Origin of the sequence: Streptomyces sp. NPDC059788 (assembly GCF_042732265.1) — a bacterium.
Classification (GTDB): Bacteria; Actinomycetota; Actinomycetes; order Streptomycetales; family Streptomycetaceae; genus Streptomyces.
In genome coordinates this window covers 123,531-150,294 of sequence record NZ_JBHWHY010000010.1, presented here as the reverse complement: position 1 = coordinate 150,294, position 26,764 = coordinate 123,531, and the positions used below count along the sequence as shown (strand labels likewise).

Genomic DNA, 26,764 nt, shown 5'->3' with positions numbered 1-26,764 from the left:
CCAACCGCCTGGGCCACCACGTCACCGGCACGGTGACCGTCACCGTCCCCTCGTCCCCCTCCGCACCCTCCCCCTCCCCGGAGGCCGCCCCATGAGCCTGCGCCGCGCGGACACCCTCGGCGGCCGGGCCGCCATCGCCGGTATCGGCGCCACCGAGTTCTCCAAGGACTCCGGCCGCAGTGAGCTGAAGCTGGCCGTCGAAGCGGTACGGGCCGCCCTGGACGACGCCGGTCTCGGCCCCGGCGACGTCGACGGCATGGTCACCTTCACGATGGACACCAGCCCCGAGATCACCGTCGCCCAGGCGGCGGGCATCGGCGAGCTGTCCTTCTTCTCGCGCGTCCACTACGGGGGCGGCGCGGCCTGCGCCACGGTGCAGCAGGCGGCCCTCGCCGTCGCCGCCGGAATCGCCGAAGTCGTCGTCTGCTACCGCGCGTTCAACGAGCGCTCGGGCCGCCGCTTCGGCGCCGGCGTACAGCGGCGCGAGCCGTCCGCCGAGGGCGCGGCGCTCGGCTGGAACCTGCCCTCCGGACTGCTGACGCCCGCGTCCTGGGTCGCGATGGCGGCTCAGCGGTACCTGTACGCGTACGGGCTCACCCCGGAGGCGTTCGGGCAGGTCGCGGTCGTCGGCCGGCGGCACGCCGCGCGCAACCCGGCCGCGTACTTCTACGGCAGGCCGATCACCCTCGCCGAGCACGCCGCGTCCCGCTGGATCGTCGAGCCGTTGCGGCTGCTGGACTGCTGCCAGGAGACGGACGGCGGCCAGGCCGTCGTCGTCACCTCGGTCGAACGGGCCCGTGACCTGCGGCGGCCGCCCGCCGTGATCCGGGCGGCGGCCCAGGGCGCGGGCCGGGCCCAGGAGCAGATGACCAGCTTCTACCGGGACGGCCTGACCGGCCTGCCGGAGTCGGCCGTCGTCGCGCGCCAGCTGTGGCGCACGAGCGGGCTGCGCCCGGCGGACATCGACGTGGGGATTCTCTACGACCACTTCACCCCGTTCGTGCTGATGCAGCTGGAGGAGTTCGGGTTCTGCGGGCCGGGCGAGGCGGCGGACTTCGTCGCCGCGGGCGGGCTGCCGCTCAACACGCACGGCGGGCAGCTGGGCGAGGCGTACCTGCACGGCATGAACGGCATCGCGGAGGCGGTGCGGCAGCTCCGCGGAACCTCCGTCAACCAGACGCCGGGAGCCGCCCGCGTGCTGGTCACGGCGGGTACGGGCGTACCGACGTCGGGGCTGGTGCTGGGGACGGACGACTGAGGCGTACGACTGAACGGTACGACTGAGGCGTACGGCTGGGGCGTACGACTGAGGCGTACGGCTGGGGACGGCCGCCCGCGGCACAAGCCGCACACGCCCCCTCCACACCCCACACGTACGGCCTGAAACACACCTCACTCCACCCCCATCCTCACCTCACCCCAATCCCCACCCCATCCCCATCCCCATCCCCATCCCCACCCCACCCCACCCCCATCCCCACCCCTCGAACACCTCCCCGACAGAGCCCCCAGATGGCTGAATGCGCGCGCCCGCGGGCGTGTCCGGCCGGCCACGCACCGTAGCCGCACTTTGACTCCCGGTATGGGATTCACAAAGAAGATCATCCGACGGAGAGCGCTGCGCCCCTCCATCCTGCTCACCGCCCTGACAGGCCTGCTCGGTCTGCTGGCCACGCTGCTCGCCCCGGCCGCCGGGGCGGAGCCCGACCGGGCCGGTCCGCGCGGCCCGAACGTGTTCCAGGGCTGGGCGTTCGACACGTGCAAGGCGCCCTCGTCGAGCACCTTGCGGGCCTGGAAGGCCTCGAAGTACCGCGGCATCGGCATCTACTTCGGCGGGCGCGGCCGGGCCTGCCCCAGCCAGCCGAACCTCACCCCCGACTGGGTGCGCGCCGCCCACCGCGCGGGCTGGCGGCTGCTGCCGCTGTACGTCGGCTCGCAGGCGCCCTGCGTCGTCAACCAGAACAAGCGCAAGGTCACCATCGGCGGCGACCCGGTACGGGCCGGTACGGGCGAGGGGCAGGACGCGGTGCGCCGGGCCAAGGCGCTGGGCATCGTGCCCGGCAGCGCGCTGTATCTGGACATGGAGGCGTACAGCCTGCGCGACGCGTCCTGCACCGGCAGGGCGCTGAGCTACATCCGGGCCTGGAACCGGGAGACCACCCGCCAGGGCTATGTGCCCGGCTTCTACAGCAGCGCCGACTCCGGCGTACGGCACATGGAGCGGGCGCGGCAGGCCGGCACCCGGGACCTGCCGTCGGTGATGTGGTTCGCGCGCTGGCACTCCAAGCCGAACCTGTACGGCGAGCCCGAGCTGAACGGCAAGGCGTGGCGCCCGCACGGCCGTATCCACCAGTACGCGGGCAACGTCGCCGAGACGCACGGCGGGCGCAGGATGATCATCGACCGCAACCAGGTGGACGCACCGGTAGCCGTGATCAGGTAGCTGCGGCTGCGACGCGCGGGCCGTCGGCGGGGCCCCGGCACCTGAGGGCCGGGGTCCGACCAAAGTCGGCCCGCGACCCTGACGGGAGTCGAGTGGCTGTCCGCCTTTAGGAGGTGGGGCCGGCACCCCTCGTACAACTTGAGAGGGAGGGGTCTTCGGCACCTGGGGGCGATCCGTCATGGCGCCTCACGCTTCTAGCGTTGGACCATGACCACGCCAGTGTGCACCAGCGCTTCCAGCGCCGCTGTGTTCCCGTCGTTCTCGTCGTACGTACGGGCCCGCGGGCCGGTGCTGCTGCGGACCGCCCGCTCGCTCACCGCCAACCCGAGCGATGCCGAGGACCTGCTGCAGACCGCGCTGACGAAGACGTTCGTGGCGTGGGAGCGGATCGAGGACCACCGGGCGCTCGACGGCTACGTCCGCCGCGCCCTGCTGAACACCCGTACCTCGCAGTGGCGCAAGCGCAAGGTCGACGAGTTCGCCTGCGAGGAGATACCGGAGCCCGATCCGGTGCCGGCGCCCGACCCGGCCGAGGCCCAGGTGCTGCGGGACGCGATGTGGCGGGCGGTGCTGCGGCTCCCGGCGCGGCAGCGGGCCATGGTCGTGCTGCGGTATTACGAGGACCTGAGCGAGGCGCAGACCGCGGAGGTGCTCGGGGTCTCCGTCGGCACGGTCAAGAGCGCGGTCTCCCGGGCCCTGGCGAAGCTGCGCGAGGACCCGGAACTGTCCGTCGCGGCGTAGGGACCGGTCCGTACGCCGGTGCGTCCCTTCCGTAGGCAGGCGGGGAAGCCCCTCCCCCGTAAGCCGCCCCCATACGCCCCTTCCGTTACGTACGCCTTCACACCACGCGCACCGCGTCCCCCTGCCGGATGCGGCCCGGCCGCAGGATCTGCGCGTACACCCCCGCGCAGGGCTGCGGCCCCACGCCCTCCATCGGCACCACCCGGTTGTGGCGCGCGGGTACCCGCAGCGCGTCCGGGTCGCGCGGCAGCCTGCCGTGTTCCAGCGTCGGTACGGCGCACCGCGGCGTCCGGGCCACGATCCGCAGGGCGAGTTCGTCGCCGATGTGCAGTTCGCGGCCGGGCCAGTCGTTCTCGACGAAGCCGGCCGCCTCGGTGCGGATCACGACGTTGGGGCGGTAGCGCTCGGCCTCGACGGTGGTGGCCCGCGGGCCGAGTTCGGTGATCCGGTCGAGCGTGGCGCGGGTGATCAGGTGCAGCGGCGCGTAGTCGAAGAAGGTGCCGGGCGGTGACTGGCCCGCGATCTCCATCGTTTCCTGCCCCACCTCGGCCGCCGCCCCGGCCTCCAGGACCTCGTCGGGGTGGGAGCGTTCCAGGGTGGCCTTCTCGGGCGGGGCGTCGGCCAGGGTGACGGGCTGCCCGAGGTGGGCGGAGAGCGTCCGGTCGACGTGGGGGTCGGTGGACCGTACGGTCCGGCCGGAGGGGAGCGTGATCCGTACGGCCCCGTCGATGATCTCGGCCCGCAACTTCAGCAAGTCGCGCCACAATCGGGGGTTCTTGGCGCTGGCGACCTGGCCGGAGGTCCGGTGGACCAGCGCCAGCGCGCGGTCCCCCGCGAGTCCGCGGGCGTCCGCGGCGGCATCCGGAACCTCCTCGCCCAGCAGCGATTTCACCGGATAACGCCACAGCCTGGTCACCGTTCCCACCATCGTCCCCATACCCCCAGGCTGCCACGACCGTCGTGTCCGAGACTCCTGATTTCTTGGTGCGAGCATGACGTACCAGGTGGTACGGAGGCGGGAGCGGCACGCAACCCCTCCACGCGCGTACCCCGGGCCTTCAGGGGCCCCGGCGCCCAGCTCACCGCGTGAGGAGCCAGCCCTCCCCACCCGGGCTGTCCAGCCAAACGCGCTGCGCGTCCCCGTTGATCGTGACGCCGTAGCGTTCGGGTCCGGGCGTGTCCGCGCCGAGGAACGTGTCGTACAGCCCTTCGAGCAGGCTCCAGAGGCCCCGGGGGCCGGTCTCGGTCACGGTGCCATCGGCCTTGAGGTCGGCAATGGAGCCGTCGGGAGCCCAGACGCGGGTGCCCGTGGGCCTCCTTTCGCCGTCGAGGTCGTACTGCCACGTGAGGCCGGGTACGGCGATGCTCACGAGAAAGCGGAAGTCGTTGCCGGCGATGGCGGCGGCCGGCAGGCGGGTAGCGCGGCCGACTGTCTCGGGAAGGGCGGGCCGACGGGCCGGTTTCCCATCGTCGGCACCGTGGCGCAGCGGCATGAAGAAGGCGCCACCGGGGAGGAAGGCACCCTCGGCGGTGTGGTCTCCGGTGCGGCGGATGCGGGCGAGGGCGTTGCCGAGGGGGGCGAGGACGAAGCCGTCCTCGGAGAGTTGCCGGAGGAGATCGGTGGGCACGGCCCTCAGTCGGCAGGTGACCACGATGCGGTCGTAGGGGGCCCTGTCCGGCCATCCGAACGCGCCGTCGCCGGTGACGACGAGCGGGCGCTGCCCGGTGGCGGCGAGGCGCTCGCGGGCCGGGCCGGTGATGTCGGGTGAGACGTCGATGGTCACCACGTTCTCCGCCCCCAGCCGGTGCGCGAGCAAGGCGGCGTTGTACCCGGTGCCGGCCCCCACTTCGAGGACGCGCATTCCGTCGGTGACCTGCAACGCTTCGAGCATGGTCGCCATGAGTGAGGGCATCGAGCTGCTCGACGTGGCGCTGCCGTCGGTGCGGTGCGTGACGAGTTGCCGGTTCTCGTGAACGGTGCTCAGCCACTGATCACAGGTCTCGGGATCGTCCGCGGCGATTCTGCGGCCCGCGTGGTCATAGAAGTAGGGCACGCACTTGTGGCGGGGCACGTTCTCGAAAGCGGCCCGCCACGCAGGGTCGGCCAGGGCCCCGGCATCGACGAGGGACTGCGCGAGCTTGGCGCGTAGCCGCGCTGCTTCCCGTTCGAGATCGGTCTCGGTGCTCACGTCGTGCTGCCTTTCTCCAGAAGGTCGGCGAGGGCGTGTGTGATGGCGCCGCGGGTCCGGTCGATCCATGCCCATTGCCCACCAGGATTGACGTCCACGAGGTAGTGAGTGCCGTTGCTGTCGACGATGAAGTCGAGCGCGGCGTAGACGAGTTCGAGTCGTCGCAGCAGGGTTTCGATTCCCCGTTGAACGTCCGGGGGCAGCAGGGCGGTGCCGTAGTGGAGGCCGCGGGAGTCGCGGCGCCAGTCGAGAGGGGCGGGGCCGGCCGGGGCGTGGATGGCGACGGGGAAGGACTGGCCGTTGACGACGGTGACCCGGATCTCGTACGCCTTGTCGGTGATCTCGCGCTGGAACAGGTGGGCGGTCAGGGCGATCCGGGGGTCGGTCCACCGCTCGGGCTGCACCCGGTGCGTGTAGAGCTGCCCGCGGGTGTTGTTCTCCGTGTGGACGATGCCGCCGAGGACCTTGGTGATGATGTGGCCGCCGCATCGCTCGGCGAAGGGCGGGACGTCGGCGGGGTTGTTCGTGATCAGGGTCTCGGGTACGCACAGACCGGCCTCGGCCGCGGCAGCGAGTTGCCGGGGCTTGGTGCAGTCCGCGTTCCGCTCCGGTCGGTTGACCCACAGGACCCCGGGGAGGGAACCGAGCACGCCGCTCACGGCGCGTTTGGCCTGCGATGCGGCGAACGCCTGCTCGGGGCCGCTCATGGTCTCGGGGAAGGCGAACGGTGTGGGCTTGCGCCACCAGACGGCGCGGACTTGCGAGAGGTCCACTCCGCGAGCAGCAGAGCCAGAGCCCTGCATTGCGCCGCACCACCGGCCGTCGGCGCCCAGGACGGCGGACAGCGTGGAGCGGGAGGGGAAGTCGGCGAGGTCGGTACGCCAGAACGGCACGCCATGTGCGTTGAGTTCGCGCAGCACGTAGTCGGCGGTCGGGTCCAGGGCGAAGGTGACGACGAGCACGCGCGGCGCCTGGCCGCGCGTGCCCTCACCGGGTGGTGGGGTCATGGGCCGTCAGTCGTCGTTCTCGTCCTCGTCCACGCCGCCGATGGCGTCGCTTCCGTCGGACTCCGTGTTGCAGATCGTGTTCGCCATGTGGGCCGGGGTGTTGATGCAGACCTCGCCGTCGATGACGGAGAGCTGCGAGTCGGGATCGACGGTGAAGGTGTGGGAGGGGGTTCCCGCGGGTGCCACGTTGGTCAGTGCGTCGAGCCCGAACGGCCGGGTTGCGAGAGGGCCGGCCGGTTCGGGGTTGATCGCGCGGTTCCGAGTCGGGAGTCGATCAGCGAGTACGGACACAGGTTCTCCTCGAACTGGTGCTTAGGTGCGGGGTTTTCCCTGCACCGACGTACGGTGGTGCGCCCGTCCGGCCGGGTTGCCAGGAATGTGAACGGCCGGTTGGGAAGTCCGTACCTGCCCTCCGCGGTGGCGTCCGGGACGTGGGCGAGCGGAGAATGCGCGGACGGGTATTCGGATCAGTGGGGAATCGTCGATGTGGGGAAGTCGCCCACCCTTTGCGGGTGCGAGAAGAAATGCTTCCCAAGGAGGTGACCCCCTCCCCGTCGCAACCTGCTAGGGACAAAACCACGAGGAGGGAGATTCACGGTTTCCCTCACGCCGAACAGCGATGAGAGGCGCACGCCGAACCAGGCATTTGCGGAATGCGGTCTCGGAACGGCGACGCTCTGTGACCGTAGTGCCGCGAAGGGTGGGGGTGCAAGGGTGGACCGGTACAACCATGCAGACTGGCATATGCAAAAAGCCCCCGCCCAGGTGGGACGGGGGCCGCGCTCGCGGCGCACAAACGTGCGGAAAACTGGACTAGTTGACGGAGTGGTCGAATTCTCCGTTTTTCACGCCTTTGACGAACGCGGCCATCTTGGCGCGAGTTGTCGTTATCGTGCTGCTGGGCTCATCGCTCTCGCGCATCACGATGTTGCCCTCATGCAGCGCGACCTCGACACAGTTTTCCCCTTCACCTCCGGAGAAAGAAGACTTCTGCCAGTTGATCGGGTCGATTGCGCTCATTCCCTTTGGTCTCACGTTTCCTGTGCGATGTTGTGGATGAATTGTCGCGACTCGGCTTCGTCGAGAGATGCTTCTTCGGCGATGTCCAGCAGGCCGTTGTACTTCTTCAAGTCGGCCTCTGCGTCAAGGAACCGCCCGCCGGAAGCCGAATCGATCTGCACGGTGTCCAGCTGTGGCACCGTTCCGTGTGCGTACATCACTGGCTGAGTGACCTCGATGAACCTTTCGTTCGTGAACGGGATCACTCGTACGGACACGTTGGGCAGGTGTGAGACCTCGACGAGGTATTCAAGCTGCTCCCGCGTGACCTTGCGCCCGCCGAAGCGCATCCGTAGTGCGGCCTCGTGCACGATCGCCGCATACGGAGTCGATGTCGGTCCCTCGAAGGCCGCTCGCCTCTTCAGTCGGTGCTCGACGCGGGTGTCGACCTCATTCGCCGGGAGCGCCGGCGTCACTCCCTCGAACAGGGTTCGGGAGTAGGTCTCGGTCTGGAACGGGCCGGGCATGGTGGTGGACTGCGATGTGCGGATCGCCGTTGCGTGCAGCTCCAGTTCGGCGATGTCCAGCCATCCGGGCGTGAGGACGCCTCGGTAGTCGTCGAACCAGTGCGTCCCCCTGCGCTCGGCGGCGATCTCGCACAGGGCGGTGATGAGCGGCTCGTCATCGCACTGGTAGAAGGTGGCCAGGCGGCGGATGCGTTCCGCGCTGATCCCGAGTCGGCCGGCCTCGATGTTGCTGATGCGCGCCGCATCGGTGGACAGCAGGCCACCGGACTCGCGTGCCGTTCTGCCGGCGCGTTCCCGCAGCTTCCGAAGCTCGGCGCCGAGTCGGATCTGCCGGGCGCTCGGATTGTCCCTCGGTGGCATGTGTCCCTTCCCCTTGTCCTCCCTGAGTCTGCCGGGTGCGGCGTCACCGGTCCACCTACGGAGGCAATTTGCGGTACAGGGTTGTACCGGTACAGCGTTGCACCCTATGGTCCTGGCAGCACCGCGCAGTGTGCCGGTAAAGCCGCAGTGCAGTCGCTCGCGCACGCCTTCGGGCGGGCCCCTGGGGAGCGGCAGGGCCAAGGTGGCGCGTAGCGCGTAAGACCGCGTTGGGAGACCTAGCCATGACTCTCGCACCCCCAGCACCACCCCCCGCACCCCCCGAAGCCCGACACCGCTCGTTCCGGTTCGATCTGCCGTGCGGAAGCGCCGCGCCGAGGATCGCCCGGACCGTCGTGGGTGACGTGCTGATCCTGCTCGGCATCGACGAACTCGTCCGGGACGTACGTGTATTGGTCAGTGAGCTGGTCACGAACGTCCACTTGCACACGTCGACAACCGTCGTACGCCTGGACGTAGCCGTGCACCCCACATCCGTACGCGTCGCCGTGTGGGACGACGCTCCTCGTAGCCGACTCCTCAGCCTGCCCGCTCTGGTCGATGACGGGTCGGGCCGCGGCCTGCTGCTCGTCGAGGCGCTCGCGTCGCGCTGGGGCGTCTACCGGCCCAACGTCGAGTGGCGCACCCGTAAGGGCGTGTGGTTCGCGCTCGACCGGGGCGGAGAGGTGGCCGGCCAGGTGTGCCGGTGAGGTGACCCCCCGGGCGGGTTCGCCGGCCGCAAGCCGGCGGGCCCGCTGCATGTCCGGGGACGACGAAGACGCCCCCGCCTCGGCGTATGGGGCGGATTCCAACGGTCGTTGCACCACAGGTTGAGTGCCGCAGCGGTGTCGGTTGCGGCGGTGGTCAGTGTTGCCAGTCGGTTTCGCCGCCTGGGCCTACCAGGACGGGATCGATTCCTGAGCCGGTGAGGCTCCACGACTCGTAGTCGGAGTCCGGCTCGACGCTGAGCCGAGTGCCGTCATCGAAGCCGAGGGACAGGGTGCCTGGCCCGGTGACCTCGGTTTCGGTGACGGCCTTGGTGAACAGGCCGAGTAGCGGTGCCAAGGACGGTCCGGTGGCTGGCGCCAGAAGAGCCTGGTGGCCCGAGGCGTCTGTGAGGGTGAATGGTGTCTCGATGACGAGCTCGCCATCCACGCGGATGCGGCCGTCCGGGGCGTGATCGGTGAAGCTGATCCGGACCTGATGGTCGAAGGCCGTGCGCGTGACACGGGTGCCGACCAACTCCGTGGGTACTTTCACCGCTCCCCCTGCCGCGCTTCTGCCGGGTGCCGACGGAAAGCCGACGACCGGCTCTATGAGGCCTTGAGCAGTGTAGACAGGCGCTCGGCCGGCGTTTCCCAGTCGAGCGTCTTGCGGGGCCTGCCGTTCAGTTCAGCGGCGACGGCGTTCAGGTGTCCGCGGCTGTGGACGGACAGGCCGGTGCCCTTCGGGAAGTACTGCCGCAGCAGACCGTTCGTGTTCTCGTTCGAGCCGCGCTGCCAGGGGCTGGCGGGGTCGCAGAAGCAGACCGGGGTATCGGTGGCGACGGTGAAGTCGTGGTGGCGTCCCATTTCGGTGTCCTGGTCCCAGGTCAGGGCCCGCTTCAAGCGGGCCGGCAGCGTCGTGACGGCCTCCGTCAAGGCGTCGCGGACCACCTCGGTTCCACGCCCGTTCGGCAGGTGCAGGAGCATCACGTAGCGGGTACTCCGCTCGATGAGCGTGCCGATCGCGGAGGCGCCGTCCTTGCCGATGATGAGGTCGCCCTCCCAGCGGCCGGGGACCGCCCGATCCTCCACCTCTTGTCCAGGTGGCCTTGGACGAACTTCCGTAGCTCTGAGGTCTGAGTGATCTTGCTGGGCTTGGGCCGGGGCAGCCGGGACTCGGCGCGGGACTGAGCGGCGCAGGGCCGGCACTGGCCGTTGCCGGGATGCCGGGTGCGACGGATCTCCCGGCTGATGGTCGACGGACTCCGCTCCGGCTCAGCTGCGATCCTCCGCACCGATGCCTTCTCCCACACCCGGTCGGCGATGTAGAGCCGTTCCTCCTGCGCCAGGTGCCGAGACGGCGAAACGGCCCGCTCAGCCCGCACTCTGTGTGCGGGCTGAGCGGGTCTGTTCTCCGTTGGATCGGTGCCGTTGCGCCATCGTTTGCCGGTACGCCGGTTGATGCCGACGATCCGGCACGCCTCCCGGCTGCTTGCCCCCTGCTCCATGAGCCGGAAGTATTCCTCCCGCTCACGGGCCGGCTTCTTCCCCTGCGGTGTTCGGATCTTTCGGATCTCGAAGGCCATCGCGTCCCCGAAGGTCGGGTGTTGCGATGATCGCTGGAGCCCAAGGGCCCGGGGCGGGGGGACTTCAGTTCGGCGAAAGGGCTTACCAGCCGTCGGCCAATTGCCCGCCGACCATGTCGGTGTACGAGCCGATGGCGCCGAGCGTCAACTCGCCGAATTCGCCTACGGTCACCAGCTCGGGAGCCTCGTACTCGAACTCTTCATCCGTGATCAGCATGAGAAGACAGCCCTTCCACTCGTCACGCCACTTTGCGTGTTCTTTTCAACACTGCCAGTGATGTCGCTGTGCGGGGGTGCCCCGAAGGTGTGGGTGGGGTGTACGCGGGCGCGGCGGCCTGCCGAGGTGTGAGCCGCGATCACGCCCGGCGGCTCGGGCGCGAGCCGGCGAACGGCGGTGACCCGTACCGGAGAACATGGCGAAGATGGCCCGATCGAGGACCGCTCCCCGGGGGTGCAGCTCCCTCGCCGTACGGCTCTCCGCCCAGCTCACCCACGCGTTCCACGACGAACCGGGCGTCCGGGGCGACGAGCGGGTGGCTACCCTCGTGTGGAACAACGTGCGTAAAAATTCAGCATCTGACCTGGGGCGCTATGACGCTGGGGAGCAAGTTCGGAGCCTCAAGCCCAGGCAATAGCAGCCCCGGTACTCAGCGGAGTACCGCGGCCGTTGGGTTACTGCTGCCAGCGCTATGCCAAGCCGTTTGTGTCCGCCGGGGTCGGCAGACGCCAGCTTGGCCCGTCCGGTGCGCCGAGCCATACCCGCTGGCTCGCCTCCGTGACAGTGACGCCGAACTCTGTTGGCTTCGGGGCGCCAGCCTTGCGCCAGGTGTCGAGCGAGTTTTCCAGCACATCCCATAGGGCGATCGGTCCGCCTTGGCGGACGTTCCACGCGTCGCCGCTCTTGGGAGTGAGGACGGCGAAGGACTCGTTCGTACCGTCGAGCACGTACGTGCACATCGTGCCGTCGTCGGCCGGCATGGAGAAGAAGCGGGCGCCGGGCATGGCGAGCTGTGCAACGAATCCGTAGCGGGCCGCGGTCAGCACGTCGGGTCCGTAGGGGGTGCTGCGCGAGGCGCCGTCGCCTGGTGAGGGGATCATGCCGAGGCTTGCGGGCGCGTCCTGTTGCCGGGCGATCATGAAACTCGGATTGCTGTCGATGAACCGGCCCTCGGCGTGGCCGTCGTGGTCGATGGTGAGGCGGACCAGGCCGAGGGAGCGCATCCACCCGCGAAGGGTGGCGAGGATGAGCCCACCGGGGCGGGTCTGCCGGACCCATGTGTAGGGGATGTGGCGGACGCCGCAGGTGGCGATCGTACGGTCGTAGGGGGCTCCGTCGGGGTCTCCGGCGAGGCCGTCGCCGATGACCAGGCGCGGGGTGTATCCACAGCGGGTGAGGGCGTCGCGGGCGCGTACGGCAACGTCGGGGTCGGTCTCGATGGAGGTGATTCGGTCGGGGCTGAGGCGGTGGCACATGAGGGCGGTCGAGTAGCCGGTGCCGGTGCCGATCTCCATCACGGTCATTCCGTCGTCGAGCTGGAGTTCTTCCAGCATGTGCACGACGAGGGCCGGCAGGGTCGAGGATGAGGTCGGGTGCGCGCCGACGATGGGCTTGGGGTCGGTCCAGTCGGTTTCCTGGCCGTCGAATTGCGTGATGAGGGTGTTGTCGGCGTATGCCTGCCGCAGCCATTCCTCGACGCCGAGCAGATCGGCCGTGACCGGCGTCCACGTCGTCAGGCCGGGGGCGTCGATCTCGCGGTAGAAGCACGGTACGAACTCGTGCCGGGGGACGGCTTCGAGGGCGGCGCGCCATGCCGGACTGTGCAGCCAGCCCTCGTCGGCGAGGTGGGCTGAGAGCTGGTGCCGCAGCTTGGTTGCGATGGTGGCGACGTCAGGTTGCATGGGTGCCTCGTTCTAGGAGGTCAGCGAGGGTGGCGGTCATGGGTAGGCCCGTGGGGGGTTCCAGCCAGGCCCATTGGCCGGAGGGGTTGCATTCGATGAACGTCCACTCGCCGGAGGGGGCGAGGGCGAAGTCGAATGCGCCGAAGACGAGTCCGAAGTGCCGGAGGTAGGCGAAGATCGCGCGCTCTACGTCCGGCGGCGCGGTGACGGGGGTGTACGTGTGAGTGCTGTAGTCGGTGCGCCAGTCGAGGAGCCCGGAGTCGATGCGTACGGCGAATGTGCGGTTCCCGATCACGGTCACGCGGGCGTCTGCGGCCTTGTCCACCTGTGCTTGGAAGAGGTGCATGGTGCCGGCGAGGGAGTCGTCGATCTCGTCGGCGGTGACCGGCTCGACGGGCACGGTCTGCGCCTGGCCGCCGATGCGGTAGAGCGGTACGGAGAGGGGTTTGAAGATGACGGGCCCGTGGTGCTTGATGAAGGTGCGGGCGTCGTCGGGCCGGTTGGTGATCAGCGTGGGCGGAACGGTGAAGCCGCACGCTGCTGCGGCGGCGAGGCCGGCGGGTTTGTACTCGGCGTCGCCGATGCGGTGGGGGTGGTTGACGTACAGGCAGTCGGGCAACGAGGTGAGGATGCCGCCGAGGCCGTAGCGGGCTTGTGCGGCGGCGAACCGGGCGTCCTGGAGGTCGAGGTGGGGGAAGGCGAACCCGGAGGGGCGCCGGTAGTACAGGGACCGGATGGAGCCCAGTTCGGCGGTGCGGGTCGGGGTCTGCACGCTTCCGCGCCACTGCTTCGCGTCGTCGCCGATGAAGGCGGAGCACGTGAGGGTGGCGGGGAAGTCACCGGAGTCGAACCGCACGATCGGGATGCCCCGGTCGTGCAGTTCGGCAATCACCAGATCGGCGGTCGGGTCGTCGAGGTTGGTGACGACCGCGACCGGGCGGGGGGCGGTCACTGGTCGGTGTCGTTCCCCGTGTCGCTGTCGGGCGCATCGTCGTTGCGGTCGCCCTGGCCGGTCGTGCCGGTGGGCGGGTTGGTGCCGGATGACGTGCCGTGGCCCGGGGCCATCACGACGGCGCCGACGGCGTCGAGGTAGCGGGCGGTCTGTGTGGTGGCGTCCAGTTCGACGCGTGCGTACTGGTGCCCGTCGAAGGGCGGGTACGGGGCGATGCGGCGCAGAGCCCAGGGGGCCGGGGTCGGGTGTCCTTGCGGGAGTGGTGTTCCGGTGGGGAACCGGTCGGCGTAACTGAACATCGCGAGCCTTTCCATTCGAAGACGGATTGGGCTGTGCGGTAGGGACGCGAGGCAGTATTCCCTTCTCAAGCGTGGGCCCCTCCCCCCGACCTGCCAGGGAAAAAGGGAAGGGGGCGAAGGTGTGGGTGGGGTGTACGCGGGCGCGGCGGCCTGCCGAGGTGTGAGCCGCGATCACGCCCGGCGGCTCGGGCGCGAGCCGGCGAACGGCGGTGACCCGTACCGGAGAACATGGCGAAGATGGCCCGATCGAGGACCGCTCCCCGGGGGCGCGGCTGCCTCGCCGTACCGCTCCCCGACGGTGCCGCGCAGTCGCCGCAAGCCGTGCCGACGGCCGAATCCGCACAGGCCGGGTAGTGACATACCGCGAGGAACACCAGGACAATCGCCAGGAACTTACCCGCGCGTAACAGGCGCACCCTATGGGGAGGCTCCCGGTGCAGAGCACGATGCAAGACGTACCCCTGACCGTTTCGAGGATTCTGACGCACGGCGCGACGATCCACGGAAGGGCCGAGGCGATCACCTGGACCGGTGAGGGCGCGCCGCAGCGCCGCAGTTACGCGGAGATCGGCATCCGCGCAGCCCAGCTCGCCCACGCGCTCCACGACGAACTGGGCGTCCGGGGCGACGAGCGGGTGGCCACCCTCATGTGGAACAACGCCGAGCACCTGGAGGCGTACCTCGCCATCCCCTCCATGGGCGCCGTGCTCCACACGCTCAACCTGCGGCTGCCCGTAGAGCAGCTGGTGTGGATCGTCAACCACGCCGCGGACCGGGTCGTACTCGTCAACGGCACCCTGCTGCCCCTGTTGGCGCCGTTGCTGCCGCACCTGCCGACGGTCGAGCACGTCGTCGTGTCCGGCGTCGGCGACCGCTCCGTACTGGAGGGCGTACGGCCGCGTGTCCACGAGTACGAGGAGCTGATCGCCGGCCGCGCGCAGGTCTACGACTGGCCGGAGCTGGACGAGCGGCAGGCCGCCGCGCTCTGCTACACCTCCGGCACGACCGGCGACCCCAAGGGCGTGGCCTACAGCCACCGTTCCCTCTACCTGCACTCCATGCAGGTCAACAACGCCGAGGCGTTCGCGCTGGGCGGCAAGGACATCGCGCTGCCGGTGGTCCCGATGTTCCACGTCAACGCCTGGGGCCTGCCGCACGCCTCCTTCATGGCCGGTGCCTCACTGCTGATGCCGGACCGTTTCCTCCAGCCGGCGCCGCTGGCCGAGATGATCGAGACGGTACGGCCGACCATCGCCGCCGCCGTGCCCACCATCTGGCAGGGCCTGCTCGGCGAGCTGGACGCCACCAAGCGGGACGTGACCTCGCTGCGCAACGTCGTCATCGGCGGTTCCGCGTGTCCCCCGTCGCTGATGCGGGCCTTCGAGGAGCGGCACGGGCTGCGCGTCGTACACGCCTGGGGCATGACCGAGACCTCGCCGCTCGGCACGGTCTCGCACCCGCCGGCCGGCGTGAGCGGCGCCGAGGAGTGGGCCTACCGCGGGATGCAGGGCCGCTTCCCCGCCTCGGTGGAGGCCCGCCTCATCGGCCCCGGCGGCGAGCGGCTGCCGTGGGACGGGGAGTCGGCGGGCGAGCTGGAGGTGCGCGGGCCGTGGATCGCGGGTGCGTACTACGGCGGCGCGGACGGCGCCGACCTGCGCCCCGAGGACAAGTTCAGCCCCGACGGCTGGCTGCGCACCGGCGACGTCGGCACGATCACGCCGGACGGCTATCTGACGCTGACCGACCGGGCCAAGGACGTGATCAAATCCGGCGGCGAGTGGATCTCGTCCGTCGAGCTGGAGAACCACCTGATGGCCCACCCGGAGGTCGCGGAGGCCGCGGTGGTGGCCGTACCGGACGAGAAGTGGGGCGAGCGCCCGCTGGCCGCCGTGGTGCTCCGGGAGGGCGCGAGCGCGGCCTTCGAGGAGCTGCGGGCCTTCCTCGGCGAGCGGGTGGCGCGCTGGCAGCTGCCGGAGCGGTGGACGGTGGTGCCGTCCGTACCGAAGACGAGCGTCGGCAAGTTCGACAAGAAGGTGCTGCGCAAGCAGTACGCGGACGGGGAGTTGACGGTTACGCGGGTGGGGTGAGAGGAGGAGCTGGTGGTCACGCGGGCGGCGGGGTGAGGCGGCGGCGTACGGGAGGGGCTTGCGCCGGTTCGCGCGCCGGTTCGCGCGCCGGCTTCGCGTTGCGGAGCCGGATGCCGCTGAAGCCCAGTGTGCTGGTGATCACCTCGTCCCAGAAGCCCCACAGATTGTCGAGCACCCGCAGTTGGATTCCGGCGTCCCGGTGCAGCTTCAGCAGGTCTCCCACCGGCTCGGGCGGTCCGAGCGGTACGACGGGCCCGGTCGCCACGACCGCGCTCGGCACCGGCTCGCCGAACGGGCGGAAGGCCCCGGCCGGGAGCCGGTAGGCGAACAGCTCGGTGGTGCGCAGGCGGTCCAGCCAGTCGTACTCGATCGCGTGTACCCGCTCGCCGCCACCCGGCCCGAGGACGCGGGCGCGGTCCGCCGCGCTCGTGCCCGGCACCGTCCAGGCCATGGCCCGCGGGCACTGGCGCGGAAACCAGTAGTCCGGCGCCCGGCCGCTGTCCACGGCCCAGACGTACGCCTCGGACTGCCGCGCGGTCCGGGCGACGTGCGGTACGAACCGCGTGATCGTGGGGTCTTCGGAGAAGTGCAGGACTTCACCGGGGGCGGGGCGCATGCGGCGTTTCTAGTGGAGCGGGGCGGGGCACCGCCACGGAATTTCCGATGACGTGGTGGCGCGCCGCCGCTCGGTGCGGGCCAAACCGTTCCGTACCGACCGTCCCGTACCGCCCGGCTCGGACTGCTCGGCCCGTACCGCCCGGCTCGGACTGCTCGGCCCGTACCGCCCGGTTCGTACCGCCCGGTTCGTACCGCTCAGTTCGTGCCGATCTTGGCGAGCAGGTCGACGATGCGGGCCTGCACCTCCGTGCTCGTCGAGCGTTCCGCCAGGAAGAGGACGGTCTCGCCGGCCGCGAGCCGCGGGAGCTGGGCCGGGTCGAGGTCCGCCGAGGTGTAGACGACCAGCGGGGTGCGGTTGAGCAGCCCGTTCGAACGCAGCCAGTCGACGATCCCGGCCCGGCGGCGGCGCACCTGCATCAGGTCCATCACGACCAGGTTCGGCCGCATCTGGGCCGCCAGGGTCACCGCGTCCGCGTCCGTCGCGGCCCGCGCGACCTGCATTCCGCGCCGCTCCAGCGACGCGGTCAGCGCTCCGGCGACGGCGTCGTTCTCCTCGGTCAGCAGGACCCGCGGCGGGTGCTGTTCGCTGTCGCGCGGGGCGAGCGCCTTGAGGAGTACGGCCGGGTCGGCGCCGTACGCGGCCTCCCGCGTCGCCTGTCCGAGACCGGCCGTCACCAGGACCGGCACCTCGGCCGCCACCGCCGCCGTACGCAGCGACTGCAGGGCGGTACGGGTGATCGGCCCGGTCAGCGGGTCGACGAACAGCGCCGCCGGATACGCGGCGATCTGCGCGTCCACCTCCTCGCGGGAGTTGACGATGACCGGGCGGTAGCCGCGGTCGCTCAGCGCCTGCTGCGTCGAGACGTCCGGCGCGGGCCAGACCAGCAGCCGGCGCGGGTTGTCCAGCGGCTCCGGCGGCAACTCGTCGTCCATCGGCTGCGGTTGGTGCTCGGTCACCTCGACGGCACCGTTCGGGCCGTCCAGCGGCTCCGGGCCCTCGCTGCCCTCGTCGGGCGCGGAGACGGCGAAGGCGCGGCCCTCGGAGGAGTTCAGCAGGTGCTGCTGCGGAGGCTGTTGCTGCTGCGGCTGGGCCTGCGGCGCAGGGTGCGGCCGGTCCTGGCCCGGTACTCCCGGTGTGCCCGGCCCGTGTGTGCCGTGCTGCGGGTGCGGCCGGGCCTCGGCGGCGGAGGCGTCGGACGCGGCCGTACGCTCCCCCTCCTGCGGCGGCTGGGCCAGCTTGCGGCGGCGGCCCGACCCCGCGGCAGGCGCGGCGGATGTGCCGGGCGCGGCGGGCGCTCCGGGGGCTCCCGGCGCTCCTGGCGCTCCTGGCGCGGAACCCTGGGGCGCCGCTCCCGGGCGCTGCTGCTCGGTGAGCTGCTGCGAGAACGGCACGCCCTGCCCGAGCGTCCGCACGCTGAACGCACGCCCGTGGGAGTGCCCGCCCGCCGCGTCGTCGCCCTCCGCCGCTTCCGGGGAAGCGGGCGCGGGCATCGGCTGCCGGGGGGCGGAGGCGTCGGCCGGGGCGGCCGGGTCCGGTACGGGGGGCTGGGGGGCGCCGGGGTGGTCGGTGGCGCTGTGGGGCGTACCGGCAGGGTCGGCCTGTGCGGGCGCGCCGGGGCGGCCCGGCCGGCCGGACTGCGCGGCCTGTCCGGACGGTGCGGCCTGGCCTGCCTGTCCGGGCTGCCCTGCCTGACCGGCCTGTCCGGCCTGGGGCTGCGGCGGGACCGGCTGGGCCGGGTTCTGGTTCGGGTTCTGGAGCTGCGCGCCCTGAGGGCCCTGCTCGGCCTCCACCGGGCTGGGGCGGCCACGCCGCCGCCCGGTGGGCGCGGGCGGGGTCTCCCCGGCGGCCGGCGCGGCCATGGGACCGGCCGTCGGCCCGTCCTCGGTGGGGTGCGCGACGAGCCCCTCCGGACCGGCGACGAAGGTACCCGTCGACTCCGAATCGGCCATCGCCGCGGCGGCCCGCTCCTCGGCGGCGGCCCGGCGCGCGCGCCGCCGTCCGGTCGGCTCGGGGCCCCACTCACCCTCGGGCGCACCCGGGCCGGGCACCGGCCCGGCCGGGTCACCGGCGGCGTCCGCCGTACCGGGGCGTGCGCGGCGGCGGCCCGTGCCCGTATTGGCGCCCGCGTCCGTACCGTTCTGCGGGCCCGGCTGGCCGGGCAGGACCGGCAGCGCGGGCAGGGGGGACTGCGGAAGCTGGTCGGCGGCTGCGGGCGGCAGCGCGAAGGCCGAGTTCGGCGTACGGGCAGGGCCCTGCGGCTGGTTCGGGATCGGACGTTCGGCCGTGTCGGCCAGCGCCCTGCGCGCCCGCCGCCCGGACGCCTGTCCCTGCTCCTGCACGGCCTGGGCGTGGGGGTGGGCGGCGTGGCCCTGTTCCGGCCCCTGCGGGCCGCTCGCGATGGCCGGGAGCGCGGTCCGCGCGGCGCCTTCCGGGGCGTCCTGGGACTGGCGACGGCCACCGGGCGGTACGACCTGGGCCCCGGCCATGCCCTGCGGCATCCCGGGGGCGCCGGGCATGCCCGACTCCGGGGGTCCGTCGCCACCCTGGTCCGTACCCGGTGCTCCGGGACCGGCCGTGCCGCGCACCGGGCCCTGCGGTCCGGCGGCGTTCGCCTCGCCGCGGGCCCGGGGCACCTGGCCGACACCGGTTCCGGCCGCCGCGGCGCCGCCGCCCGGCTGCTGCTCCGGTACGTCACCGCGCCGCGCCCGCCGACGCCCGGTCGGCGTGTCCTCGGCACCACCATCCGTACGGGCCGCACCTCCGCCCGCACCCGCAGCAGCGCCAGAAGCATTCGCACCAGCGGGCGCACCCGAACCACCGGGACCGCCCGTCGCACCGGGGCTGCCCGGACCACTCACCGGACGCAACCCTTCGGCAGCCCCACGGCCACCGGCTTCACGACCACCGGCCCTCCGGCCACCGGAAGCCCCACCGGCCCCACCAGGACCAGCCGCCCCGGCCACTCCTTCAACACCCTGCGCCGATGCTCCCGGCGCTCCCGGCGCTCCCGGCGCTCCCGACGCTCCGGGAGCCCTCTGAGCCCCCGGCGCCTTCGCTGTCCGCCCCTGCCCCTGCCCCTGTTCCTGTCCCTGAGTCCCCCGCGCACGCTCCGCGGGCACCGGCATCACGGTCGTCTCGTTGCCCGTCGCCTCCTGCGCCCGGTCCGCGCCCGCGGCGCCGGACACCGGCCCGCCACCGGCCGTCACCGGCACTTCGAGCACGTACGCGCTGCCGCCCGCGCCCGGCACCTCGTGCGTCTGCAGCACTCCGCCGTGCTGCCGCACGATGCCGCGCACGATCGGCGCGTGGACCGGGTTGCCGCCGCCGTACGGGCCGCGCACCTCGATCCGTACGACCTCACCGCGCTGCGCGGCGGCCACCACGATCGTCGAGTCCCCGGAGGCGGCCTCGGCCGCGCCGCCGGGCGTCTTGCCCGTGGCGTCGACGCCCGCGACATCCGCGATCAGATGGGACAGCGCCTGCGCGAGCCGCGGCGCGTCCACCTCGGCGTCGATTGGCGGCGCGTGCACCGCGAACTGGGCGCGGCCGGGCCCGATCAGCTCGATCGCGCCCTCGACACCGGCCGCCACGACCGCGTCGAGGGAGACCTTGGCCCGCCTCAGCCGCTCGCCGCCCGCGTCCAGCCGCTGGTAGCTCAGGACGTTGTCGACCAGCGTCGTCATCCGCGCGTACCCGGCGGCGAGGTGGTGCAGGATCTGGTTGGCCTCCGGCCACAGCTGGCCGGCCGGGTCGGACGCCAGCGTGCCCAGCTCCGCCTTCAGCTCGTCCAGCGGGCCGCGCAGCGACTGGTCCAGTACGGCCAGCAGCTGCGTGTGGCGCGCCGCCAGCGCGTCGTACGGGCGCCGGTCGGTGAACGTCATCACCGCGCCGACGAGCTGGTCGCCGTCGCGCACCGGCGCGGTCGTCAGGTCGACGGGAACCGACCGGCCGTCCTTGGCCCACAGCGCCTGCCCCCGGACCCGGTGCTTGCGCCCGGACCGCAGGGAGTCGGCGAGCGGCGTCTCCTCCCACGGCAGCGGCGTGCCGTCCGCCCGCGAGTGGTGGATGAGCGGGTGCAGTTCCTTGCCGCCCAGCTCGCTCGCCCGGTAGCCGAGGATCTGCGCCGCGGACGGGTTGACGAGGACGACCTTGCCCTCGGAGTCGACGCCGACGACGCCCTCGGCCGCCGCGCGCAGGATCATCTCGGTCTGCCGCTGCTGGCGGGCCAGCTCGGTCTCGGTGTCGAGCGTCCCGGTCAGGTCCCGTACGACGAGCATCAGCAGCTCGTCGCCGGTGTAGCCGTTGCGGTGGTCGGCGTACGCGGCCTCGAAGGCGGACTCGTACGGGGTACGGCCGTCCTCCAGGTTTGCGCTGGTCACCTCGACCAGCAGCTCCCTGCCGTCGGTACGGCGGGCCACCATCCGCGTGGGCTTCGTGCGCGGCCCCTGTTCCTCCTCGTCGCGCCGCCGCATGGAGCCGGGGATGCGCTTGGAGTCGAAGGACGGCAGCAGGTCGAGCAGCCCCCGGCCCACCAGGGCGGTGCCCGGGGCCTCGAACGTCTCCAGGGCGATGGCGTTCGCGTTGACGACCGTGCCGTTGCAGTTGACCAGCAGCAACGCGTCGGGCAGTGCGTCGAGTATGGCTGCGAGGCGAGCAGCGCCCCGGGATGGCCTGCTGCTCACGACGACGCTTCCTCCCTGCAGTTACCGCACCTTGCCGAGCCCGCCGTCACGTCCGTGGCGGGTCACTGGAAGGGAGTCTACGGGCACCGGATGTGGACGCGGAGACGGATGACGAGGAGGTAGTGCCACGGGATCGTGCGACTCACCGCACGCCCGACATGTGCCCCGCGTCCTGAACTGGCCTACTTCCAGGTCATGAAGCGACCCGGGGCAGCACCGGCACGAACCGGTCCCAGCGGCCGATCTCACATCCGTTGGTGCGCTTGAACTGCGCGTTGACCGTGCGTCCTGCCCAGGTTCCGGTGATCCGGGCGGTGGCGGGCCCGCCGTACTGCATCGTGCACTTGCTGTCCTTGGGCACGCCCGCGAACAGATCCTTGCCCCACCGGGTCATGCCGTCGAGCTTGTCGCAGGCGCCGCGCGCGTCGACGTGGGTGCCCCGTGCCGGGTGGCAGTACAGCTCGTGGGTGCCGTTCGTGGCCGCCTTGCCGGAGTCGCTGACGGTGATCGTCAGGTGGTCGGAGGAGCGGCTGAGGAGCGGCAGGGGCGCTGCCTCGGACGGGGCGCCGACCTGGACGTCGGCGGGAGCGGAAGTGGCGGCCGGGGCCGCCAGGGCGAGGGCGGCGGTGGCGGCGGTGGCAGCCGTGGCGAAGCGGGACAGCCGGCGGATCGGCATCGCGGACTCCTGGGGGGTGTGGGGAGGACGGGACCGGGGCGGTACGGGAGCGCATACGGGGGAGACGCGGTACGGCGTTCCCGCCGGGACCCGCGCGTTCCGCGCGTTCCGCACGCCCGCAGCGTCTAACGCGCCGCCGGGCCCGACGTTGCGCGCGGCCCCCCGCCCGCCGCGATGTTTGAACCCTGTTCGATTCGGTGCGCAGGTGCCGGTGCCCCGTACGGAGCGTCGATACGGGGCACCGGCCACTGCCCTCCCGCCCCCGCCACCGCGTCCACCACCCGCCACGGGACACCGCCATACGGGGTGGAACGTGCGCGAACCACCCCGGAAAGAGCTTTGCCCGGCCGACCGTCCGCCGAGTACCGTGGGAGGCGATTGGTGACAGCCCGCCGAGCTGTGCCATCATCAGGACACGCCACATCGCGCTTGCGCGCGGTCGAGGTGTGTGGAGGCGTCGCCTAGTCCGGTCTATGGCGCCGCACTGCTAATGCGGTTTGGGTTTTAAAGCCCATCGAGGGTTCAAATCCCTCCGCCTCCGCTCCTTTCCGTTCAGGCCCCGGTCGTCACGACCGGGGCCTGAACGCTTTCCGGCCTCCGGCCGCGCCCGGAACCCGCCGTACGGCGCCGCCCCCCTCGGCCTGGCGCCCCCGCGTCCTCACGGCCCCGCCCTTCCCCCTCGCCTCCGGCCACACCTGACCGGAACGCTCCGGGCGCCGCTCCCTCCACAGCGCGACCCTGTCCCCATGACAACCAACCGGGACCAGAACGAGAACCGGGACCAGGACCAGAACCAGGACCAGAACCGGGACCAGAGCCAGAATCGGGTGCCGGACCCGGCCGCCACCGATCGCGTCACCCATCGCGCCGCCGATCCCGCCACCGATCCCGCCCCCGATCGAGCCTCTGACGCCCACGCCACCCGCCGCGCCGGTCACACGGCTCACACCACCCACACCCACATCGCCGGCATCCCCCTCCCCGACACCAAGCCGGCCAGGGAGGCCACCGAGCTGATCAGGGACACCACCGACGAGCTGATCTACCACCACTCCCGCCGGGTCTACCTCTTCGGCGCCCGGCACGGCCGCGAGCGGGGCCTGGCCTTCGACGCGGAGCTCCTCTACGTCGGTGCCCTCTTCCACGCCGTCGGCCTGACCGCCCGCTACCGCGCCTCCCGGCAGCGCTTCGAACTGGACGGCGCCGACGCGGTCCGCCGCTTCCTGGCCGGCCACGGCGTTCCCGCCGACCGCGCCCGGCTGGCCTGGGAGGCCATCGCCCTGCACACCACGCCGGAGATCCCCCACCGCATGGCCCCGGAGATCGCCCTCCTGGCGGCCGGCGTCGAACTCGACATCCTCGGCATCGGCTACGACACCCTCCCGCCGGAAACCCGCGACGAGATCCTCGCGGCCCATCCCCGCCCCGATTTCAAGCGCCGCATCCTCCGCGCCTTCCACGGGGGCATCGCCCATCGCCCGGAAACCGCCTTCGGCACCGTCGAGGCCGACGTCCTGGCCCGCTTCGATCCGGAGCGCATCCGTCCGGACTTCGTACGGCTCATCGAGGACTCCGCCTGGCCCGAGTAGCTCCCCGCCCTCCGCGCCAACGACGTTTTCCCAGCTCAGAGGGGGTGTGGCGAACGGATTTCGCCTCACGGCGCGGTTCGTGTAATGTTCTTTCTGCAACGCCGACCGGCAAGAAAAACCGCCGGAAAGCCAAGCGCTCGTAGCTTAACGGATAGAGCATCTGACTACGGATCAGAAGGTTGCAGGTTCGAATCCTGCCGAGCGCACAGCAGGTCAAAGCCCCCGCCGGGTCATCCGGGCGGGGGCTTTGTCGTGGGTTGTGGGTGTGGTTGTCGGTGGGGAGTGCGGCGGCCGTGGGGGCGATTTCCCTTTGGGGGTGGGGTGGCGTAGAGTCTGAGGAACCGACGCGGGGTGGAGCAGCTCGGTAGCTCGCTGGGCTCATAACCCAGAGGTCGCAGGTTCAAATCCTGTCCCCGCTACTGCGAAGACCGGTCCGGCACGGAAGACGTGCCGGGCCGGTCTTTTTTGCGTTGGCGGAGCGTGTGGTTCAGCGGGCGTCCGTGTAGTGCATGGCCGGGCCGGTGGTGTGGGGGGCGAGGTCCGGGCGCAGGGTGAGGGACTCCGGGTCGTAGTCGGCGGAGTTCTGGCGGCGGAAGGGCAGGGGCGGGGTCGAGGGCAGGTCCAGGAGGCGGGTGCGCAGCCGGGCGGCGGTGTCCTCGAAGCCGGCCGGGGTCATCAGGTTCGCGGACGGGACGACGAACGGCGGGGCCACGCTCATGCCCGTGTACCAGTACGTGCCGTGGTGGAGGGGGAAGAGCAGGTCGTCGAGGTCGCCGTTGACGCCGCGGGGGCCTATGGAGGCGGGGCGGGCGCCGGCGGTGACGACGGTCATGGCGCGCTTGTCGGCCAGCGGGCCGTCGCCGTAGCGGAGCGTCCGGCCGGTCTCCGGGTCGTCGATGCCGTAGGCGAAGCCCTTGACGAAGACGCGGTCGAACCAGCCCTTGAGGATGGCGGGCATCCCGTGCCACCAGAGGGGGAACTGTACGACGAGGGTGTCGGCCCAGGTGACCTTCTCCTGTTCGGCGCGGATGTCGGGGCTCAAGGAGCCGCTGGCGTAGGCGCGTTCGGCGGCGTCGTTGATCTGGAGGCGGTCCGCCGGGGAGTGGTCGAAGTCGTCCGCGTCGACGACCGGGTTCCATTTCATGGCGTAGAGGTCCGACACCTGGACCTCGTGGCCGTGGTCGCGCAGGGCGCGCAGTCCCTCGTCCTTGAGGGAGTGGTTCAGGGAGCGCTCATCGGGGTGGGCCGCGACCCACAGGACCTTCATGTTCTTCATGGGGAACTCCAGGGAGGCAAAGGGGGTGGGGGTTGCGTGATGCGTCGATCCTCGGGTGGGGAGTGGGGGCGGGACGAGTGGCCGGATGGTCAGCATGTGCAAGGATCGGGCCATGGGTGTCTTCGCGGAGGACGGGCGGCACCGGGTCGCCGTACTGGTGCGGCACGGGCTGCTGCCGATGGAGCTGGGGATCGTGCACCGGGTGTTCGGGCAGGCCGAGACGGCCGGCGGGCAGCGGTTGTACGAGGTGCTGACGTGCGCGCCGGAGCCGGGGGAGACCCGTACGGACGTGGATTTCACGATCAACGTGCGGTACGGGCCCGAGGCGCTGGCGGAGGCGGACACCGTCGTGGTGCCGGCCTCGCTGCAGGACTACGGGACGGACGACGGGTGCCTGAGCGCGGAGATGGCGCGGGCGATGGCGGCGATCCGCCCCGGCACCCGGGTCGCGTCGATCTGCACGGGGTCGTTCGTGCTGGCGGCGGCCGGGCTGCTGGAGGGGCGGCGGGCGACGACGCACTGGAAGTCGGCGGAGCAGTTCCGGCGGCTGTTTCCGGCGGTGGAACTGGACGCGAACGTGCTGTACACGGATGAGGCCGGGGTGCTGACGGCCGCGGGTGTCGCCTCGGGGATCGACCTGTGCCTGCACATGATCAGGTGTGATCACGGTACGGCGGTGGCCAACGAGGTGGCCCGGCGGACGGTCGTACCGCCGCACCGGGAGGGCGGGCAGGCCCAGTTCATCCGGCGCCCGGTGCCCGAGCCGCGGTGCTCGTCGACGGCCTCGGCGCGGGCCTGGGCCCTGGAGCACCTGGACCGGCAGGTGACGCTGCGGGAGCTGGCGTCGTGCGAGGCGATGAGCGTACGTACCTTCACCCGGCGGTTCCGGGAGGAGGCCGGAGTGTCGCCGTTGCAGTGGCTGACGCAGCAACGCGTCGAACGGGCGCGGCAGTTGCTGGAGGAGACGGAGCTGACGGTGGACCGGATCGCGACGGACGCCGGGTTCGGTACGGCGGCCTCGCTGCGGCAGCACTTTCAGGCCGCGCTCGGTGTGTCGCCCAGCGCGTATCGCAGCACCTTCAGGGGTGCCGGTGCCGGGGACCACGTCGGCGCGGCGGCGTCCGGCCCGGTCGGGGCGGGGGCAGCGAGGTGAGCGGGGCGGGCGCCTGGTGGTGTACGGGGCCGAGCTGGGCCGGGAACGAGCCGGGGCTCGGCTGGTACTGCCCGGAGCGCGACGCGCGGCGGCGCAGCGCGCTGCCCGCCGGCAAGGCGCTGGCGTTCGCGGTGACGGGCGAGCGGCGGTGCCTCGGGGTGCGGAGGGGCGCGCGGTGGACGGCCTGCCCGTACGCGGCCGTGATCGACGGCGGGAGCGCGCGGGACCAGTGCGCGGACTGCGCGCGGCTGGACCGTTCGCGGTCGGTGGCCGCCGACACGATGGCCGACGATCCGCGTACGTACGGCGTCTATCTGGCGTATTTCGGGCCCGGACTGCTGAAGGTGGGGATCACGGCGGCCGAGCGCGGGGCGGCGCGGCTGGTGGAGCAGGGCGCGGTCGCGTACGCGTGGCTGGGGCACGGGCCGCTGATGGCCGCGCGGCGGGCGGAGGCACTGCTGGGCAGCGCGCTGGACGTACGGGACCGGTTCGGGAAGGCGGAGAAGCGGGCGGCGCGGGTCGCGCTGCCGCCGGTGCCCGAGCGGGTGGCGGCGCTGTCCGCGCTGCACGCGGCGGCGCGCGGGCTGGCGGGCTGGCCGGAGGCGCTGGAACCGGCCGCGTTCGCGTGGACGGACCACACGGACGTGTTCGGGCTGGCGCGGATTCCGGCGGGGGCCGGGGAGATCCCGGCGCCGGCTGCGGGCGGGGAGGTCGTGGGGGACGTGGTGGCGGCGGTCGGGGGTGATCTGTATGTGCGGGGTGTGGTGGCGTCGGGTGTGGGAGATGTGGGGGCGAAAGGTGTGGTGGGTGCGGTGGGAGAGGTGGGGGATGTGGGAGTAGCGGAGGTGTTCGTGGTGGATATGCGGTTGCTGTCGGGGTGGGTGTTGCGGAGTGCGACGGGTGGGGTGACGACGGCGGGAGTGGTGGTGCGGGCGCCGAAGGGCGAGTCGGGGGAGGAGCAGGGGAGTTTGTTTTAGGG

24 protein-coding genes, 3 tRNA genes and 1 pseudogene are annotated in these 26,764 nt (G+C 71.8%); 11 read left to right on the top strand and 17 right to left on the bottom strand.

Translation table 11 applies throughout. The features are described 5' to 3' along the window. The first annotated feature begins 91 nt into the window (after nt 1-91). From ACFV57_RS11690 to ACFV57_RS11680, 3 genes are all read left to right on the top strand, one after another. Nucleotides 92-1,258 carry a lipid-transfer protein gene (locus ACFV57_RS11690; RefSeq protein WP_385228950.1) on the top strand — a complete coding sequence of 389 codons (1,167 nt, stop codon included), beginning with the start codon at nt 92-94 and terminating at the stop codon, nt 1,256-1,258. Nucleotides 1,259-1,582: 324 nt separating this feature from the next. Further along, complete coding sequence (locus tag ACFV57_RS11685) at nt 1,583-2,443, top strand: DUF1906 domain-containing protein (protein WP_385228947.1); 861 nt, start codon at nt 1,583-1,585, stop codon at nt 2,441-2,443. Nucleotides 2,444-2,650: 207 nt separating this feature from the next. Continuing rightward, nucleotides 2,651-3,184 (top strand): SigE family RNA polymerase sigma factor, encoded by a 534-nt coding sequence (locus ACFV57_RS11680; protein ID WP_385228944.1) that lies wholly within the window; start codon nt 2,651-2,653, stop codon nt 3,182-3,184. A 97-nt stretch (nt 3,185-3,281) separates the two neighbouring features. On the opposite strand, the gene ACFV57_RS11675 is transcribed toward ACFV57_RS11680, so the two are convergent. The 6 genes from ACFV57_RS11675 to ACFV57_RS11650 all read right to left on the bottom strand — a co-directional run bounded on the left by ACFV57_RS11675 (nt 3,282) and on the right by ACFV57_RS11650 (nt 8,266). Next, nucleotides 3,282-4,121 (bottom strand): MOSC domain-containing protein, encoded by an 840-nt coding sequence (locus ACFV57_RS11675; RefSeq protein ID WP_385228941.1) that lies wholly within the window; start codon nt 4,119-4,121, stop codon nt 3,282-3,284. Between the two features lie 142 nt (nt 4,122-4,263). Beyond that, nucleotides 4,264-5,373, bottom strand: a complete 1,110-nt coding sequence (locus ACFV57_RS11670; RefSeq protein WP_385228938.1) for a methyltransferase domain-containing protein — start codon at nt 5,371-5,373, stop codon at nt 4,264-4,266. Beyond that, the gene (locus ACFV57_RS11665) at nt 5,370-6,380 is read right to left on the bottom strand and encodes an MvdC/MvdD family ATP grasp protein (protein ID WP_385228935.1); all 1,011 of its coding nucleotides are present in this window, start codon (nt 6,378-6,380) and stop codon (nt 5,370-5,372) included. The genes ACFV57_RS11670 and ACFV57_RS11665 overlap by 4 nt, the downstream gene beginning before the upstream one ends. A gap of 6 nt (nt 6,381-6,386) precedes the next feature. Continuing rightward, a complete protein-coding gene (gene tgmA, locus ACFV57_RS11660; RefSeq protein WP_385228932.1) occupies nt 6,387-6,671 on the bottom strand; it encodes a putative ATP-grasp-modified RiPP in 285 nt (94 codons plus the stop codon). Nucleotides 6,672-7,193: 522 nt separating this feature from the next. Then, nucleotides 7,194-7,400, bottom strand: coding sequence for a DUF397 domain-containing protein (locus tag ACFV57_RS11655; protein ID WP_385228929.1), 207 nt, complete (start codon nt 7,398-7,400; stop codon nt 7,194-7,196). An 11-nt stretch (nt 7,401-7,411) separates the two neighbouring features. Next, nucleotides 7,412-8,266, bottom strand: coding sequence for a helix-turn-helix domain-containing protein (locus ACFV57_RS11650; protein WP_385228926.1), 855 nt, complete (start codon nt 8,264-8,266; stop codon nt 7,412-7,414). A 353-nt stretch (nt 8,267-8,619) separates the two neighbouring features. Between ACFV57_RS11650 and ACFV57_RS11645 the strand changes: the two genes are divergently transcribed. Continuing rightward, nucleotides 8,620-8,973: an ATP-binding protein gene (locus tag ACFV57_RS11645; RefSeq protein ID WP_385228923.1), complete on the top strand. Its 354-nt coding sequence runs from the start codon at nt 8,620-8,622 to the stop codon at nt 8,971-8,973. Nucleotides 8,974-9,127: 154 nt separating this feature from the next. Here ACFV57_RS11645 and ACFV57_RS11640 read toward each other — a convergent pair whose 3' ends face one another. From ACFV57_RS11640 to tgmA (ACFV57_RS11610), 7 genes and pseudogenes are all read right to left on the bottom strand, one after another. Further along, entirely contained in the window at nt 9,128-9,523 is a 396-nt protein-coding gene (locus ACFV57_RS11640) for a DUF6188 family protein (RefSeq protein ID WP_385228921.1), read from the bottom strand. Between the two features lie 53 nt (nt 9,524-9,576). Further along, nucleotides 9,577-10,176 carry an IS30 family transposase gene (locus ACFV57_RS11635; protein ID WP_385228918.1) on the bottom strand — a complete coding sequence of 200 codons (600 nt, stop codon included), beginning with the start codon at nt 10,174-10,176 and terminating at the stop codon, nt 9,577-9,579. A gap of 80 nt (nt 10,177-10,256) precedes the next feature. Then, a pseudogene (locus tag ACFV57_RS11630) lies at nt 10,257-10,475 on the bottom strand (IS30 family transposase); the annotation flags it as partial. Between the two features lie 160 nt (nt 10,476-10,635). Then, complete coding sequence (locus tag ACFV57_RS11625) at nt 10,636-10,770, bottom strand: lasso RiPP family leader peptide-containing protein (protein WP_385228915.1); 135 nt, start codon at nt 10,768-10,770, stop codon at nt 10,636-10,638. Nucleotides 10,771-11,240: 470 nt separating this feature from the next. Further along, entirely contained in the window at nt 11,241-12,452 is a 1,212-nt protein-coding gene (gene tgmC / locus ACFV57_RS11620) for an ATP-grasp peptide maturase system methyltransferase (RefSeq protein ID WP_385228912.1), read from the bottom strand. Continuing rightward, nucleotides 12,442-13,404: an ATP-grasp ribosomal peptide maturase gene (gene tgmB / locus ACFV57_RS11615; RefSeq protein ID WP_385228909.1), complete on the bottom strand. Its 963-nt coding sequence runs from the start codon at nt 13,402-13,404 to the stop codon at nt 12,442-12,444. Before tgmB ends, tgmC begins: the two co-directional genes overlap by 11 nt. After that, the gene (gene tgmA, locus ACFV57_RS11610) at nt 13,401-13,703 is read right to left on the bottom strand and encodes a putative ATP-grasp-modified RiPP (protein ID WP_385228906.1); all 303 of its coding nucleotides are present in this window, start codon (nt 13,701-13,703) and stop codon (nt 13,401-13,403) included. The genes tgmB and tgmA (ACFV57_RS11610) overlap by 4 nt, the downstream gene beginning before the upstream one ends. A gap of 434 nt (nt 13,704-14,137) precedes the next feature. Here tgmA (ACFV57_RS11610) and ACFV57_RS11605 point away from each other — a divergent pair, with 434 nt between their 5' ends. Further along, on the top strand, nt 14,138-15,790 hold the full coding sequence (locus ACFV57_RS11605; protein WP_385228903.1) for a long-chain fatty acid--CoA ligase: 1,653 nt from the start codon (nt 14,138-14,140) through the stop codon (nt 15,788-15,790). Between the two features lie 16 nt (nt 15,791-15,806). Here the strand turns inward: ACFV57_RS11605 and ACFV57_RS11600 are convergent, their stop codons facing one another. The 3 genes from ACFV57_RS11600 to ACFV57_RS11590 all read right to left on the bottom strand — a co-directional run bounded on the left by ACFV57_RS11600 (nt 15,807) and on the right by ACFV57_RS11590 (nt 21,767). After that, on the bottom strand, nt 15,807-16,406 hold the full coding sequence (locus ACFV57_RS11600) for a DUF6886 family protein (protein WP_385228900.1): 600 nt from the start codon (nt 16,404-16,406) through the stop codon (nt 15,807-15,809). 197 nt (nt 16,407-16,603) lie between these two features. Continuing rightward, complete coding sequence (locus ACFV57_RS11595; RefSeq protein ID WP_385228897.1) at nt 16,604-21,091, bottom strand: PAS domain-containing protein; 4,488 nt, start codon at nt 21,089-21,091, stop codon at nt 16,604-16,606. 193 nt (nt 21,092-21,284) lie between these two features. Beyond that, on the bottom strand, nt 21,285-21,767 hold the full coding sequence (locus ACFV57_RS11590; protein ID WP_385228893.1) for an SSI family serine proteinase inhibitor: 483 nt from the start codon (nt 21,765-21,767) through the stop codon (nt 21,285-21,287). Between the two features lie 450 nt (nt 21,768-22,217). On the opposite strand from ACFV57_RS11590, the gene ACFV57_RS11585 reads away from it, so the two are divergent. From ACFV57_RS11585 to ACFV57_RS11570, 4 genes are all read left to right on the top strand, one after another. Next, nucleotides 22,218-22,308, top strand: a tRNA-Ser gene (locus tag ACFV57_RS11585). Between the two features lie 421 nt (nt 22,309-22,729). Then, nucleotides 22,730-23,356, top strand: coding sequence for an HD domain-containing protein (locus tag ACFV57_RS11580; protein ID WP_385229059.1), 627 nt, complete (start codon nt 22,730-22,732; stop codon nt 23,354-23,356). Between the two features lie 133 nt (nt 23,357-23,489). Next, a tRNA-Arg gene (locus ACFV57_RS11575) sits at nt 23,490-23,562 on the top strand. Between the two features lie 139 nt (nt 23,563-23,701). Next, nucleotides 23,702-23,775: transfer RNA gene (locus ACFV57_RS11570), tRNA-Met, on the top strand. A 68-nt stretch (nt 23,776-23,843) separates the two neighbouring features. On the opposite strand, the gene ACFV57_RS11565 is transcribed toward ACFV57_RS11570, so the two are convergent. Continuing rightward, nucleotides 23,844-24,623, bottom strand: a complete 780-nt coding sequence (locus ACFV57_RS11565) for an NAD(P)H-dependent oxidoreductase (protein WP_385229056.1) — start codon at nt 24,621-24,623, stop codon at nt 23,844-23,846. Between the two features lie 94 nt (nt 24,624-24,717). On the opposite strand from ACFV57_RS11565, the gene ACFV57_RS11560 reads away from it, so the two are divergent. Continuing rightward, nucleotides 24,718-25,785 (top strand): GlxA family transcriptional regulator, encoded by a 1,068-nt coding sequence (locus tag ACFV57_RS11560; RefSeq protein ID WP_385228890.1) that lies wholly within the window; start codon nt 24,718-24,720, stop codon nt 25,783-25,785. Then, complete coding sequence (locus ACFV57_RS11555; protein WP_385228887.1) at nt 25,782-26,762, top strand: DUF2797 domain-containing protein; 981 nt, start codon at nt 25,782-25,784, stop codon at nt 26,760-26,762. Before ACFV57_RS11560 ends, ACFV57_RS11555 begins: the two co-directional genes overlap by 4 nt. Nucleotides 26,763-26,764 lie beyond the last annotated feature (2 nt).

Coding starts and splice junctions, on each gene's coding strand:
- ACFV57_RS11690 (WP_385228950.1), top strand. CDS start 92: ATGAGCCTGCGCCGCGCGGACACCCTCGGCGGCCGGGCCGCCATCGCC.
- ACFV57_RS11685 (WP_385228947.1), top strand. CDS start 1,583: ATGGGATTCACAAAGAAGATCATCCGACGGAGAGCGCTGCGCCCCTCC.
- ACFV57_RS11680 (WP_385228944.1), top strand. CDS start 2,651: ATGACCACGCCAGTGTGCACCAGCGCTTCCAGCGCCGCTGTGTTCCCG.
- ACFV57_RS11675 (WP_385228941.1), bottom strand. CDS start 4,121: ATGGGGACGATGGTGGGAACGGTGACCAGGCTGTGGCGTTATCCGGTG.
- ACFV57_RS11665 (WP_385228935.1), bottom strand. CDS start 6,380: ATGACCCCACCACCCGGTGAGGGCACGCGCGGCCAGGCGCCGCGCGTG.
- ACFV57_RS11655 (WP_385228929.1), bottom strand. CDS start 7,400: ATGAGCGCAATCGACCCGATCAACTGGCAGAAGTCTTCTTTCTCCGGA.
- ACFV57_RS11650 (WP_385228926.1), bottom strand. CDS start 8,266: ATGCCACCGAGGGACAATCCGAGCGCCCGGCAGATCCGACTCGGCGCC.
- ACFV57_RS11625 (WP_385228915.1), bottom strand. CDS start 10,770: ATGCTGATCACGGATGAAGAGTTCGAGTACGAGGCTCCCGAGCTGGTG.
- tgmC (WP_385228912.1), bottom strand. CDS start 12,452: ATGCAACCTGACGTCGCCACCATCGCAACCAAGCTGCGGCACCAGCTC.
- tgmA (WP_385228906.1), bottom strand. CDS start 13,703: ATGTTCAGTTACGCCGACCGGTTCCCCACCGGAACACCACTCCCGCAA.
- ACFV57_RS11600 (WP_385228900.1), bottom strand. CDS start 16,406: ATGCGCCCCGCCCCCGGTGAAGTCCTGCACTTCTCCGAAGACCCCACG.
- ACFV57_RS11590 (WP_385228893.1), bottom strand. CDS start 21,767: ATGCCGATCCGCCGGCTGTCCCGCTTCGCCACGGCTGCCACCGCCGCC.
- ACFV57_RS11565 (WP_385229056.1), bottom strand. CDS start 24,623: ATGAAGGTCCTGTGGGTCGCGGCCCACCCCGATGAGCGCTCCCTGAAC.
- ACFV57_RS11560 (WP_385228890.1), top strand. CDS start 24,718: ATGGTCAGCATGTGCAAGGATCGGGCCATGGGTGTCTTCGCGGAGGAC.